The following is a 12,084-nucleotide window of genomic DNA, read 5'->3' as shown; positions in this document are numbered from 1 at the left end:
CGGCGCAGGCGGTTGACCGCAGGCGCGTCGAGTGCTGGCCCGCCGAGCATCGAGTGCCCGAGGGCCGTGCCGCACGTCACCCGGCGCACCCCGGAGACGCCGACGGCGCCCGAGCCGGAGCTCGGGCGCCGTCGGCGGATCAGCGGGCGATCAGTACCAGCCCTGCGACTCCGAGGTGCTCCAGGCGCCGCACGCGCTGCCGTAGCGGCCGGCGATGTAGCCGAGGCCCCACGAGATCTGCGTGGCGGCACTGGTGGCCCAGTCGGCACCGGCCGAGGACATCTTGCTGCCGGGGAGGGCCTGCGGGATGCCGTAGGCCCCGCTCGGGTTGGAGGCGTAGACGTTCCAGCCCGACTCCTTGTTCCAGAGGGCGACGAGGCAGCCGAACTGGTCCTCGCCCCAGCCGTAGCGTGCGGCCATCATGTCGCGTGCGATGGCCTGGGCCTCACTCGGGTTCGAGGGAGCGCTCGGCGCGGAGACTGCGCCGCCGGTGGAGCCCGACGAGCTCTCCTCTTCTGCGGCCTCGGCGGCGGCTGCGGCCTCGGCTTCGGCCTTCGCCTTGGCGGCGGCCTCGGCGGCGGCCTTCTCGGCGGCCACGCGGTCGGCCTCGGCGACGGCCTTGACGACCTGGTCGGTCTGCGACTTCGTGGTGTCGACCAGCTCGAACACCTTGCTGGGGCTCAGCCGCTCGTAGGAGTCGAGCGCCGCGACGGTCGTGGCGAGCGCCGAGGCGTCGGTCTTGCCCGCTGCCGAGGCGATCGCCTTGGTCGCGACCGTGAGCGTGTCCTCGGCCTGCTTCGCGGCCCGCATGTCGAGCACGGCGCCGTGGTCGACCGCGAGGCCCTGGCGCGAGTCGCGCTCTGCGGCGAGCGCGAGCGCCGCCGTCTCCTCGACGCGCTGCGCCTTCGCGGTGGCCTCGCTCTGCACGGCGTAGCCGCTGCCGACGAGGGCTCCGACGGCGACGATGGCGCCGGCGGTGATGAGCGGGGCCTTGAACCGACGGGCGGTCGTTGCGGCCCGGCGACCGCTGCGCGTGGCTTCGGCCTCGGCGACGATCTGGGTGGTTTCGGGGGAAGAAGTCTGGTTCTGCATGTCTTTCACACGGGGCGGAACGAACCACCTGAGGCGCTTCGAACCTGTACTCGGCGTTCCACGGTCGCGGGGGCGGCCGGGCGAAGTCGCCAGTCTGCCGAGAGGTTCTGAACAACCCCTCACTTCTTCCTGTGAATGTCATCTGAGGTATTGACGAAACCTCATTGGTCACGATTCGGATACATCGCCTGATGGGAGGCGCAATTCCAGACTGATCTGCGCCGCATCGAGCGCCTCGAGCACGCCGGTGAGGGCCGTCGAGCTGAACCGACCCTCGTCGCGCTGCACCGCGAGCACCGCCCGCTGCTCCTCGATCACGCGCAGCCGGAACCTGATCCGATCCGCCGACCGCGCCCGCCCCGCGTCCGGACCGGCCCCACTGCCGGCGCCACTGCCGGCGCCACTGCCGGCGCCACTGCCATCGTCAGTGCCAGCGCCCCGGTCCGCCCGCGATTCGCCGCCTGGGCCGACCGGTTCGGCAGCCGCCTCCTCGGCCATCGTGCGCGCGACCTCGCGGAGCATGCCGTCGATCTCCTCCCGGTCGGCGGCGACCGCGGCGCGGTCCTCGCGAGCCGGCTTGACCCAGCGCACGACCATCGGCAGGGTGCCGCCTTGCACGATGAGCGACGCCGCCGCGACGACGAACGCGACGAACACGAGCAGCGACCGATCCGGCAGGTCGGCGGGCAGCGTCTGCGCGGCGGCGAGGGTCAGCGCACCGCGCATGCCCGCCCACACGATGACGGTGCCTTCGCGCCAGCCGAGCGGCACCGCGGTGAAGTACTCGATGTCGGCGACCTTGCGCCTGATCCGGGAGCGGAAGACCGACAGCCGCGCCGTCGTCGCCTCGGGTCCGGGTGCGCCGAGCAGGTCGCGGACCCCGGCCGCGTGTGCACGGCCGGCGTCGAGGCCGTCGAGGCGGGCCTGCATGCCCGCGAGGCCCTCCCTGGCGCGCGCGCTGCGGAGCACGCGCCTCCGCTGGATCCTGAGCGTCGGGAAGACGTAGAGCGTGCGCACGACGAGCACGAAGAACAGCGCCACGAGCGCGATGACGATGCCGCCCGCGATGTCGGAGCGACCGCCCTGCACGTCGGCGACGATCGCGGCCATCTCCAACCCCATCAGCAGGAAGACGGTGCCCTCGAGGATGAGCTCGACCGTGCGCCACGCCTGCGTGTCGGAGGCGCGATGCTGCGGAGACAGCCTGGTCACCGCGCCGCGCCCGGTCACGAGGCCGGCGACGACGGCGGCGACCAGTCCCGAGGCGCCGAGCGCCTCGCTCGGCACCGAGGCGAGGAACGGCACGGTGAACGAGATGACCGTGTTCACGGTGGGATCGGTCACGCGCTCGCGAACCCACAGGTTGGCCTTGCCGACCACGTAGCCGATCACGACGGCGACCACGACCGCGAAGACGAAGTCGCCGAGCACGTCCCAGAACGTCACGGACACGCCGGTCGCGACGATCGCGGAGCGCAGCAGCACGAGCGCCGTGGCGTCGTTGAGCAGGCTCTCGCCCTCGAGCACCGTCACGAGTCGCGAGCTGACGCCGAGCCGCTTCACGATGGAGGTCGCGACGGCGTCGGTCGGGCTCACGATCGCGCCGAGCGCGAGACCGGCCGCGAACCCCATGCCCGGGATGAGCCACGTGAACAGCAGCCCCAGCACGATCGAGCTCACGACCACGAGCCCCACCGACAGGCCGCCGATGGCGCTGAACTCCCGGCGGAACTCCATGGCCGGCATCGAGACCGACGCCGAGTAGAGCAGTGGCGGGATCACCCCCGCCAGGATGAACTCGGGATCGACCTCGATCTCGGGCACGAACGGGAGCAGGCTCACGCCGATGCCGACGATCACGAGCAGCAGCGGAGCGGCCACGCCCAGGCGGGGGCCGACCGCCGTCGCTGCGGCGATGCCGAGCAGTCCGAGCACGACCACGACGAGCAGTTCCACTGGCCCTCCCTCGACGTCCGCGACCGGAGGGCGTCCGGCGACGGCGCTGCAGAAAGTCTGGCGCACGGGCGGCGGCCTGTCACGACGCAGCGCCACGGGCGCCGCACGCGCTCACAGCGAAGTCACAGCGTGCGGGCTCGACATCCGGAACAGCACGGCCCCCTCGATCGTTTTCTCTGGTGTCGCGCTTCGCACGGCGACCAGCGACCACCGGGTGCCGCAGCCAGCGGTGCCCCATGAAGGAGGAACGACATGTCGAACGACTACCGAAGCACTCCCGAGGCGATCGCCCGCCTCACCCCGCTGCAGCGCAGCGTCACGCAGGACGACGGCACCGAGCCCGCGTTCCGCAACGAGTACTGGAACCACCACGAGCCCGGCATCTACGTCGACGTGGTCTCGGGCCAGCCGCTCTTCTCCTCGACCGACAAGTACGACAGCCGGTCGGGCTGGCCGAGCTTCACGAAGCCCATCGACGCCGAGGCCGTGACGGAGCATGTCGACCGCTCCCTCTGGATGAAGCGCGTGGAGGTACGCTCATCGGGAGCCGACAGCCACCTCGGGCACGTCTTCGACGACGGCCCCGCCGACGCCGGCGGCCTGAGGTACTGCATGAACTCGGCGTCGCTGCGATTCGTGCCGGCGTCCGAGCTCGACGAGCAGGGCTACGGCGCCTACCGCAGCCTGTTCACGACGACGGATGCCGCACCCGCCGCATCCCGCAAGGAGGACGCATCATGACGAACCAGACCGAGACCGCGATCCTCGCGGGCGGATGCTTCTGGGGCATGCAGGACCTGATCCGCAAGCGGCCGGGCGTCGAGTCGACGCGCGTCGGCTACACGGGCGGCACGAACGCCGAGCCGACGTACCGCAACCACCCCGGGCACGCCGAGGCGATCGAGATCGTCTACGACCCGACCGTCACGAGCTACCGCGAGCTGCTGGAGTTCTTCTTCCAGGTGCACGACCCGTCGACCCTGAACCGACAGGGCAACGACATCGGCACGAGCTACCGGTCGGCGATCTTCCCGCAGAGCCTCGAGCAGCAGGAGGTCGCGCTCGACACGATCGCCGACGTCGACGCGTCGGGCCTCTGGCCCGCGAAGGTCGTCACGACGATCGAGGAGGCCGCCCCGTTCTGGGAGGCCGAGCCCGAGCACCAGGACTACCTCGAGAAGTACCCCAACGGCTACACCTGCCACTACGTGCGGCCCGGCTGGAAGCTGCCCAAGCGCGACGCCGAGACGCTCGCGTAGCGAGACCCGCGAACGGATGCCCCGTCGAACCCCGGTTCGGCGGGGCATCCGTCGTTCGCACGGTCTCGAGCGGCCGGTGCGCCTCGCAGCGGTGCGTGTTCGGCGGGAACGCCGGCGTGGTGCCGGGACACAGCTTCACGAACGTAGGCTTGAGGTCATGGCCGTGCCCGATCCGAATCCCCTTGCAGACTCCCTGCCGACGGATGCCGCACCGCCGACCCTGCTCGAGGCGAATGCCGAGGCCTTCAAGGCCGCCTTCCGCGACCACCCCGCCGGGGTGGCCCTGATCACGGCCTCGACGCCCGTCGGTCCGGTGGGGCTCACGGCCTCGAGCGTCGCATCCGTCTCGGCCGAGCCCGCGGCGCTGTCGTTCTCGGTGACGCGGGCGACGGGGTCGGCCGGAGGACTGCTCGCGGCCGAGTCCGTCGTGGTGCACCTGCTCTCGGCCGAGCAGGTCGAGGTGGCCCGCGCCTTCGCCCGCTCGGGCGAGCCCCGCTTCACGCCCGACCAGGGCTGGTCGTCGCTGCCGACCGGCGAGCCGTGGCTCGTCGCCGCTCCGGTCGCGCTGCGTGCGCGCGTCACGCACACGCTGCCCGTCGGCGGGTCGTCGCTCGTCGTCGCCGAGGTGCTCGACGTGCACCTGGGCGAGCGTGCGCCGTCGCTCGTGTACCGCGACCGCCGCTTCCACGTGCTCCACGACGATTCGCCGCAGGCGTGATGTCCGAGCCCACTCCCCCTCGGCGCCGCAGGCGTCGTCGGCCGGTGTCGGTCGCGCTCCTGTCGGTGCAGCTGCGCCGCTACGGCCTCGTCGCGATCATCGCGTTGACCGCGATCGGCACGCTCATCGCGGCCCTGCTCAGCTGACACCGAGCCGGTCGAGGGCGTCCTGCACGATCGTCAGGCCGTCGAGGCCCGGCATGCCGCTGATGCTGTCGTCGACCTTGCGTGCCGCGCGCCGACCGTCGGGTCCGCTCATGAGGTGCGTCATGACGTGCCGCACGTCGTCTTCCGTCGAGATGCTCGACCCGACCGGAGCCCAGAACCGGCTGAGCGCGAACCGGGTCACCTTCTGCGCCTTGGTGCTCGCGGCGAGCCGTTCGCGCGCCTGCGACGTGTAGAACGCGACGTGCCTGGCCTCCTGCTTGGCGATGCGCCGCAGCAGCTCGGCGAGCACCGGATGCTCCTCGAGCTCGGCCATGCGCTGGTACGCGGTGATCGCCGACCACTCGTTCGCGGCGCCCCACGACATGTGCACGGCCACGAAGTCCTGCCCGACGAGGCCCCCGAGCACCGACTGCTTGATGGGGTCGAGCCGGTCCTTCCACCCGAGCTTCAGCCGACTCGCCTTCAGCTGGTCGTAGTCGACGGTGATGCCGTGCACCGCGAGCACGGCGGCGAGGGCCTCGCCGTGCCAGAACTCCTCGCGGTTCCACATGGTCATGAAGGCGCTGACGTCGGCCTCGCGATGCGACGGGGTCGTGAGCAGGTCGCGCGTGTAGCAGACGGTGTGGTACTCGACATCCGCCATGTAGCGGAGCGTGCGCAACGACGATGCGGGCAGCGGCTCGTCGCGGAACACCTCGAGGTCGAGGTCGCTCCAGTCCACGCCGACCGAGGTCGCGGTGTACCGGTCGATGTCGAAGGCCATGTCGATCCCTCCGCTCAGGCCCCGAGGCGTCGCACGACGGCATCCGCTGTGCGTCGGTCGAGGCCGGGGACCGAACGGATGTCGTGGGCCAGTCGCTCGCGTCGGTCTCGCGTCGGCACGGCGAACCGCACGAGAGCGAGGCGTTCGGCCTTCGTGACTGCCGCGGCGCCGAGCGGCCAGGCCGACCGTCGCAGTTCTCGTCGGGCGAGGCGGGATGCGCGGGCCGACCCCGCCAGGCGCGAGCGGGTCTCGCCCTCGAAGAAGGCCGAGTGCCTCGCCTTGATCGAGCGGATGCGGGCGACGGCGCCGCCGAGGGTCGCGACGACGACGTCGGCTGCGCCGTCGCCGCCGACTTCGGCATCGTCGCCGGAGTCTTCGTCGGCGCCCGTCTCGGCGTCGTGCTGGAGCCGCTCGTAGGCGAGGTCGAGCACGAGGTCGTCGACCTGCCCGAGCGCGAGGTGGGCGCCGACGATGTCTGGGCCCTGCACGAACCCCGCGAGCGCGCGACGCACCGGGCCGGGCCCAGCGCCGACCGGAGCCGTACCTACCCGGCCCGCACCGACGGCTTCGGCCGGCCCCGCCCCGGAGATCCGGCGCAGCGCGTCGGCGATCCAGTACTTCTCGTACGCCCACGAGACGAGGAACGCGGTGACCCGTGCGTCCTTGTGCGTGGAGGTCACGAGCACGTTGCGGAGGTGGGTCATGGTCGCGCCCTCGAGCTCGGCGAGCGTCGCGATCGTCTCGCGCGCGGCGAGCGCCCGTGGGCTCAGGGCGATCGCGTCGAGGTCGAGCTCACCGCGCAGGCTGCCCTGCGCGGTTCGCGCGTACCCTCGGACGTCGAACGTGACCGGCACCTGCTCAGAACTTGCTGCCGAGCGCCTTCGCCTTGATCGCCTCGAACTCGCCCTCGCTGATCACGCCCTGGTCGCGCAGTGCGGACGCCTTCGTGATCTCGTCGGCCGGGTTCGCGAACGACACCTTGCGGACCTCCTCGTCGGAGTACTCCACGATGTCGGGCCGGCGCCCCGCCGAGCGCTCCGCCATGCCCTGCCCGCGCACGATGAGGTACACGAGCCCGGTGATGAACGGCAGGCAGACGAGCAGCACGATCCACAGCGCCTTCATCCAGCCGTTGATGTCGTGCGAACGGAAGATGTCGATCGCGATGTAGATCAGCGCGAACAGGTAGGCGACGTAGGCGAAGATCAGGAAGCTGAACCAGATCCAGTCCCATACGGTGGCGAACATCCCCATGTGCGAGCCCTTTCGGTCGGGACACGTACTCGGCCGTGCCTCTGGCGCTCAACCTATCGCCGCGAGACCTGCCGCGGAAGAGGCGCGCGCGCGGCGCGCCGAACGTCGCGCCCGCGCGCCCCACCGGCCGTCGCGGTACTCGACGTCGATCGGATGCTCGAAGGCGGCCGTGACGTGCTCGCCCGTGATCACCTCGCGGGCGTCGCCGCTGGCCACCACCCGCCCGTGGGCGATGAGGAGCGCGTGCGTCGTCGAGCTCGGCAGCTCCTCGAGGTGATGCGTCACGAGGATCGAGGCGACCTCGGGGTGGGTCTGCTCGAGCAGGTCGATCGTCTCGAGGAGCTGTTCGCGCGCCGCGACGTCGAGGCCCGTCGACGGCTCGTCGAGCAGCAGCAGCCGCGGCTCCGAGATGAGCGCCCTCGCGATGAGCGTGCGGCCCCGCTCGCCCTGCGAGAGCGTCGGCCAGACGGATGCCGATGCGCCGCCGAGTCCGAGGGCGTCGATGAGCTCGTCGGCGCGGGCGATCTCGTCGGCTGCCGGTTCCCACCGCATCGCGGTCTCGATCGTGCCGGTCAGGCCCGTGAGCACGACCTCGCGCACCGTCAGCGGCGAGCGCAGCGGATGACGCGGGTTCACGTGTCCGATCTCGCGCCGCAGCGCCTGCAGCTCGACGCGCCCGAGTCGGCCGCCGAGCACCTCGACGGATCCGGACGTCGGATGCGCGAGGGCGCCGCAGAACCCGAGGATCGTGCTCTTGCCCGCACCGTTCGGCCCGAGCAGCGCCCAGTGCTCGCCCGCCTCGACGGTGAGGCTCACGCGGTCGAGGATCGTGCGGCCGTCGCGCACGAACACGACCTCGTCGAGGCGGAGCACGGGAACGTCGGGGGCTGCACCGGTCACCCGTGCGATGCTACGGGATGCCCGGGGGTCCTCCACGACCGCCCGGGCGGCCCGCCGCACCCGCCCTCACACGGCCGCCGGCTGCTCCGGTTCGTCGGCACGCACGGCTGCCGCGGCATCCGACCGATCGCGGATGAGGAACCCGAAGCCGAACGCGATGAAGAACATCAGCACCCCGTAGACCGCCGCCGGGAGGCTGAGCTCCTTCGAGCCGAGCACCGACTGCGCGATCACGATCGCGAGCGTCGCGTTGTGGATGCCGATCTCGAACGAGGCGGCGATGGCCTGGCGCTTGCCGACGCGCAGCCACCGCGGCACCAGGTAGCCGACGGTCAGGCTGATGAGGCAGAACACCACGGTGATGAGCGCGAGCTGCGCGAAGTTCGCGACGAGCAGCGTCCAGTTCGATGCGACCGCTCCCGCGATGACGACCACGAGGATCACGACCGAGGCGATGCGCACCGGCTTGTCCATCGCATCGGCGAACTTCGGCCAGAAGCGGCGCACGACCATGCCGATGGCAACGGGCAGCAGCACGATCGCGAACACCTCGAGGGTCTTCGACCACTGCAGGCCGAGCTGGTCGTCGAACGGGTTGAAGTAGACGATCGCGAGGTTGGTGATGATCGGCAGGGTGAAGACGGCGACGACCGAGTTGACCGCGGTGAGCGAGATGTTCAGCGCGACGTCGCCGCGGAACAGGTGGCTGTACAGGTTCGCGGTCGTGCCGCCCGGCGACGCGGCCAGCATCATCATGCCGACGGCGAGCACCGGCGGCAGCTGGAAGGCGAGCACGAGGCCGAAGCAGATCGCGGGCAGCGCGATGAGCTGGCAGAGCAGGGCGATGATCACCGCCTTCGGCTGCTTGAGGACCCTGGCGAAGTCGCCGAGGGTCAGACTGAGCCCGAGACCGAACATGATGATGCCCAGGGCCACGGGAAGGCCGATGGTGGTCAACGCTGACATGCACACAGTGTGCCGGATGTCGCGGGCGGGCGTGAGGCCCCTGTGGAGGGGGTCAGCCAGGGACCCCGGCTCGCGGGACGTCAGTCGAGCGAGTCGAGCCAGCCGTCGAGCGCGGGCAGGGCGAGGTAGGCGATCGTGCTGTGCGTCGCGAGCGGCACGACGTCGTAATCGACGTCGTCGCCCAGCTCGCGCACGTGCCCGACGAACGTCGCGGTGTCGGCCGGCAGCACGAGTTCGTCGTCGGCCCCCTGCGCGATGAAGACGGGCGCGTCGATCGCCCGCTGTCCTGCGGAGTTCTCGGCGAGCAGCGTCGCCCACGGCTCGGTCGTGGTCGGGTCGTGCGCGAAGAAGTCGCCGATGAGCGGCGTGCCGATCTCGTGCAGCCGGTCGAGGTTCTCGAGCAGGCAGAGCCGGTTCATCTCGGACGACGCGGCGATCGCGGCCGGGGTCAGGATGTCGTCGAGATCGGCCCCCGGCACGGTCGGACCGTACACCGAGGCGAACGCCGGGAACGCGTACGAGCCGATCGTGACGCCCGAGATGTCGTCGAGGTGCGAGCCCATCAGCGCGGTGAGGTCGGCTGCGGGCGCGGCGGCGGCGACTCCGGCGATCGTGAGCTCCGGTGCGTAGTCGGGCGCCTGCTCGGCCGCGACGAGCACGGCCTGCCCGCCCTGCGAGTGCCCCCAGAGCACCACCCGGTCGCCCGCGGCGGCGCCGTCGAGGTGCTGCGCCGCGCGCACGGCGTCGAGCACGCTGCGCGCCGCGGTCTGCGCGACGAGGTACGAGTCGGGGCCGTCGGTGCCCATGCCCGCGTAGTCGGTCGCCACGACGGTGTAGCCGCGGTCGAGCATGAGCCGCAGCCCCTCGATGCCGATGAACGGGTCGAATCCGCGCGACGGTGCGCACGAGGCATCCGTGCCGGTGGTCGGATGCCCCCACGCGAGCACCGTGCGCCCGCCGGCGGGTGCGGGCCCGAGCGGGGTCACGACGATGCCGGTCACGACGATCGGCTCGCCGTGCAGGTCGGTCGAACGGTACATGATGCGCCAGGCCTCGGATGCCGCGGGCACGCCCTCGAGCGACTCGCTGCGCACCAGGGTGCCCGGCTCGCCGTCGGCCGCGCCTGCCGGCTGCTCGTAGAAGTCGGCGAGTGCCGGCTGCTCCGCGGCGTCGCCCGCGATGCGGATCAGCTCGACGGCCGCGATCGCGGCGACGGCCGCGATGACGGATACCGCGATGATCGCGACGACTCGGCGCCCTCGCACGCTCATCTCCCCCAGCGCCCCGCGAGCAGCGCGTGCAGCAGCGGCACCACCGACCCGACCATGAGCACCGTGCCGAGCACGACCTCGTCGGCGCGCAGCACGGCGCCCGCGACGAGCAGCCCGGCGAAGACCGCCGCCGAGACCGCGCGTCGGGCACTGCGCTCGAGCCGGGCGACCCGGCGTTCGAGCGACGGGTTCGTGACGACGACCGAGCCCTCGTCGAGGCGCGTCACCAGGCCGTCGAGGCGCTTCGGCAGCCGCCAGGCGAGGCCGGCGGTCTCGAGCGCCTGCTTCGCGAGGTCCTGCACGACGTTGCCGCGTTCGTCGCGCAGGAGCTTCGTCGCGTAGGGCTCGATCGAGTCCCACAGGTTGAACCCGGGGTCGAGGGCGCTGCACACGCCCGACGTGAGCGACATCGCGCGGATGACGAGCAGGAAGTTCTCGGGCAGCTGGAACGGCAGCGAGCGCACGACGTCGCCGAACTGCGTCGCGAACTCGCGGAACTCCCGCGGATCGACCTCGCGCAGCTCGGCGAAGCCCATGCCGCCGAACCGGGCGAAGAGCTGGGTCATCGCGCGCTCGAGCTCGGCGGTGTCGGCCGACGGCAGCAGCACGCCGACGTCGCGCACGGCGTCGACCAGGCTCTTGCCGTCGCGCGAGGCGGCCGCGATGAGCAGCTTGCGCAGGCCCCTCCTGGTGCTCGGCGGCACCTCGCCCATCATGCCGAAGTCGATGAAGGTGAGCTTCCACGCCGGTCCGCCCGAGGCGGGCTCCGTGCCGGTCGTGGCCTGCGCCGCCGCCGGGGTCACGAAGATGTTGCCGGGGTGCGGGTCGGCATGGAAGAAGCCGTTCGTGAACAGCTGGTCGAACATGACGGCGGCGAACACGGGGGCGACCTCGGCGGGGTCGATGCCGGCCGCGGCGAGCGCGGCGGCATCCGTGATCTTGATGGCCGTGACGTCTTCGAGCGTCAGCACGCGCCGGGTCGTGCGTTCCCACGCGATGACCGGCACCGCGACCCGGTCGTCTGCGGCGAAGTCGGCGGCGAAGCGCTCGGCGTTGGCCGCCTCGTGCAGGTAGTCGATCTCCTCGAGGCTCGTCTGCGCGAACTCCTCGACGAGCGCGTGCGTGTTCACGCGATCGGCGACGAGCCGCACGTGGCTGAGCCACCCGGCGACCTTGCGCAGCGCCGCGAGGTCGACGTCGACGATCGCGTCGATGCCGGGGCGCTGCACCTTGACCACCACGGCGTCGAGGCCGGTGTCGGCGCGGTCGAGCGGGCCGAGCCGCGCCCGATGCGCCTGGCCGAGGGATGCGGCGGCGATGGGCACCTCGTCGATCGAGGCGTAGGCGCGCTCGAGCGGCATGCCGAGCTCGGCCTCGGCGAGCGCGCGGATCGCCGGGAACGGCACCGCCGGCACCTCGTCCTGGAGTCCGGCGAGTTCGGCGGTGATCTCGGGCGGCAGCACGTCGAGGCGCGACGACATGAACTGCCCGACCTTGATCATGAGCCCGCCGAGGTCGACCGCGAGCACGTGGAAGCGCTGGGCGAAGCGTCGCATCCGCTTCGACCTCGTGCGCTCGGCGACGCCGGCGAGCCCGATGCGCGGGAGCAGCAGCTCGTACCACCAGATCACGGCGAGGTTGCGCCCGGCGAACCTCAGGATGCGGCGGTAGCGGGCGCGCGTGTCACCGGCACCGGGCGTCGAGTCGCCTCGGACCCGACGTTCGGAGGCCACCCGCG

The 12,084-nt window shown here is 71.7% G+C and carries 13 protein-coding genes; 4 read left to right on the top strand and 9 right to left on the bottom strand.

Features of this window, described 5'->3' with window-relative positions:
- Positions 1 to 150: 150 nt before the first annotated feature.
- Positions 151 to 1,092, bottom strand: a complete 942-nt coding sequence (locus ACFVS8_RS00265; RefSeq protein ID WP_387056600.1) for a lytic transglycosylase domain-containing protein — start codon at positions 1,090 to 1,092, stop codon at positions 151 to 153.
- Positions 1,093 to 1,260: 168 nt separating this feature from the next.
- Positions 1,261 to 3,048, bottom strand: coding sequence for a cation:proton antiporter (locus ACFVS8_RS00260; RefSeq protein WP_387056599.1), 1,788 nt, complete (start codon positions 3,046 to 3,048; stop codon positions 1,261 to 1,263).
- A gap of 252 nt (positions 3,049 to 3,300) precedes the next feature.
- On the opposite strand from ACFVS8_RS00260, the gene msrB reads away from it, so the two are divergent.
- The 4 genes from msrB to ACFVS8_RS00240 all read left to right on the top strand — a co-directional run bounded on the left by msrB (position 3,301) and on the right by ACFVS8_RS00240 (position 5,171).
- On the top strand, positions 3,301 to 3,789 hold the full coding sequence (gene msrB, locus ACFVS8_RS00255) for a peptide-methionine (R)-S-oxide reductase MsrB (protein WP_387056598.1): 489 nt from the start codon (positions 3,301 to 3,303) through the stop codon (positions 3,787 to 3,789).
- The gene (gene msrA, locus ACFVS8_RS00250; RefSeq protein WP_387056597.1) at positions 3,786 to 4,307 is read left to right on the top strand and encodes a peptide-methionine (S)-S-oxide reductase MsrA; all 522 of its coding nucleotides are present in this window, start codon (positions 3,786 to 3,788) and stop codon (positions 4,305 to 4,307) included. Before msrB ends, msrA begins: the two co-directional genes overlap by 4 nt.
- A gap of 157 nt (positions 4,308 to 4,464) precedes the next feature.
- On the top strand, positions 4,465 to 5,025 hold the full coding sequence (locus ACFVS8_RS00245) for a flavin reductase family protein (RefSeq protein WP_387056596.1): 561 nt from the start codon (positions 4,465 to 4,467) through the stop codon (positions 5,023 to 5,025).
- Entirely contained in the window at positions 5,025 to 5,171 is a 147-nt protein-coding gene (locus tag ACFVS8_RS00240) for a hypothetical protein (protein ID WP_387056595.1), read from the top strand. Before ACFVS8_RS00245 ends, ACFVS8_RS00240 begins: the two co-directional genes overlap by 1 nt.
- Here ACFVS8_RS00240 and ACFVS8_RS00235 read toward each other — a convergent pair.
- The 7 genes from ACFVS8_RS00235 to ACFVS8_RS00205 form a co-directional block, all read right to left on the bottom strand.
- The gene (locus ACFVS8_RS00235; RefSeq protein ID WP_387056594.1) at positions 5,164 to 5,955 is read right to left on the bottom strand and encodes a ferritin-like domain-containing protein; all 792 of its coding nucleotides are present in this window, start codon (positions 5,953 to 5,955) and stop codon (positions 5,164 to 5,166) included. The genes ACFVS8_RS00240 and ACFVS8_RS00235 overlap by 8 nt on opposite strands.
- 14 nt (positions 5,956 to 5,969) lie before the next feature.
- A complete protein-coding gene (locus ACFVS8_RS00230; protein WP_387056593.1) occupies positions 5,970 to 6,809 on the bottom strand; it encodes a hypothetical protein in 840 nt (279 codons plus the stop codon).
- Positions 6,810 to 6,813: 4 nt separating this feature from the next.
- On the bottom strand, positions 6,814 to 7,203 hold the full coding sequence (locus tag ACFVS8_RS00225) for an SHOCT domain-containing protein (RefSeq protein ID WP_387056592.1): 390 nt from the start codon (positions 7,201 to 7,203) through the stop codon (positions 6,814 to 6,816).
- 54 nt (positions 7,204 to 7,257) lie between these two features.
- Entirely contained in the window at positions 7,258 to 8,109 is an 852-nt protein-coding gene (locus ACFVS8_RS00220) for an ABC transporter ATP-binding protein (RefSeq protein ID WP_387056591.1), read from the bottom strand.
- Between the two features lie 66 nt (positions 8,110 to 8,175).
- The gene (locus ACFVS8_RS00215; RefSeq protein WP_387056590.1) at positions 8,176 to 9,075 is read right to left on the bottom strand and encodes a bile acid:sodium symporter family protein; all 900 of its coding nucleotides are present in this window, start codon (positions 9,073 to 9,075) and stop codon (positions 8,176 to 8,178) included.
- A gap of 80 nt (positions 9,076 to 9,155) precedes the next feature.
- Complete coding sequence (locus tag ACFVS8_RS00210; RefSeq protein WP_387056589.1) at positions 9,156 to 10,340, bottom strand: alpha/beta fold hydrolase; 1,185 nt, start codon at positions 10,338 to 10,340, stop codon at positions 9,156 to 9,158.
- 2 nt (positions 10,341 to 10,342) lie between these two features.
- On the bottom strand, positions 10,343 to 12,079 hold the full coding sequence (locus ACFVS8_RS00205; protein WP_387056588.1) for an ABC1 kinase family protein: 1,737 nt from the start codon (positions 12,077 to 12,079) through the stop codon (positions 10,343 to 10,345).
- Positions 12,080 to 12,084 lie beyond the last annotated feature (5 nt).

Origin of the sequence: Agromyces sp. NPDC058110 (genome assembly GCF_042884735.1) — a bacterium.
Classification (GTDB): Bacteria; Actinomycetota; Actinomycetes; order Actinomycetales; family Microbacteriaceae; genus Agromyces.
Note: the sequence above shows the minus strand (reverse complement) of the source record. Positions and strands in the feature narration are given on the sequence as shown.

Excerpts from the sequence above, each read along its gene's own strand:
- ACFVS8_RS00265 (WP_387056600.1), bottom strand. The coding sequence starts at position 1,092 with ATGCAGAACCAGACTTCTTCCCCCGAAACCACCCAGATCGTCGCCGAG.
- msrB (WP_387056598.1), top strand. The coding sequence starts at position 3,301 with ATGTCGAACGACTACCGAAGCACTCCCGAGGCGATCGCCCGCCTCACC.
- msrA (WP_387056597.1), top strand. The coding sequence starts at position 3,786 with ATGACGAACCAGACCGAGACCGCGATCCTCGCGGGCGGATGCTTCTGG.
- ACFVS8_RS00245 (WP_387056596.1), top strand. The coding sequence starts at position 4,465 with ATGGCCGTGCCCGATCCGAATCCCCTTGCAGACTCCCTGCCGACGGAT.
- ACFVS8_RS00240 (WP_387056595.1), top strand. The coding sequence starts at position 5,025 with ATGTCCGAGCCCACTCCCCCTCGGCGCCGCAGGCGTCGTCGGCCGGTG.
- ACFVS8_RS00235 (WP_387056594.1), bottom strand. The coding sequence starts at position 5,955 with ATGGCCTTCGACATCGACCGGTACACCGCGACCTCGGTCGGCGTGGAC.
- ACFVS8_RS00225 (WP_387056592.1), bottom strand. The coding sequence starts at position 7,203 with ATGTTCGCCACCGTATGGGACTGGATCTGGTTCAGCTTCCTGATCTTC.
- ACFVS8_RS00215 (WP_387056590.1), bottom strand. The coding sequence starts at position 9,075 with ATGTCAGCGTTGACCACCATCGGCCTTCCCGTGGCCCTGGGCATCATC.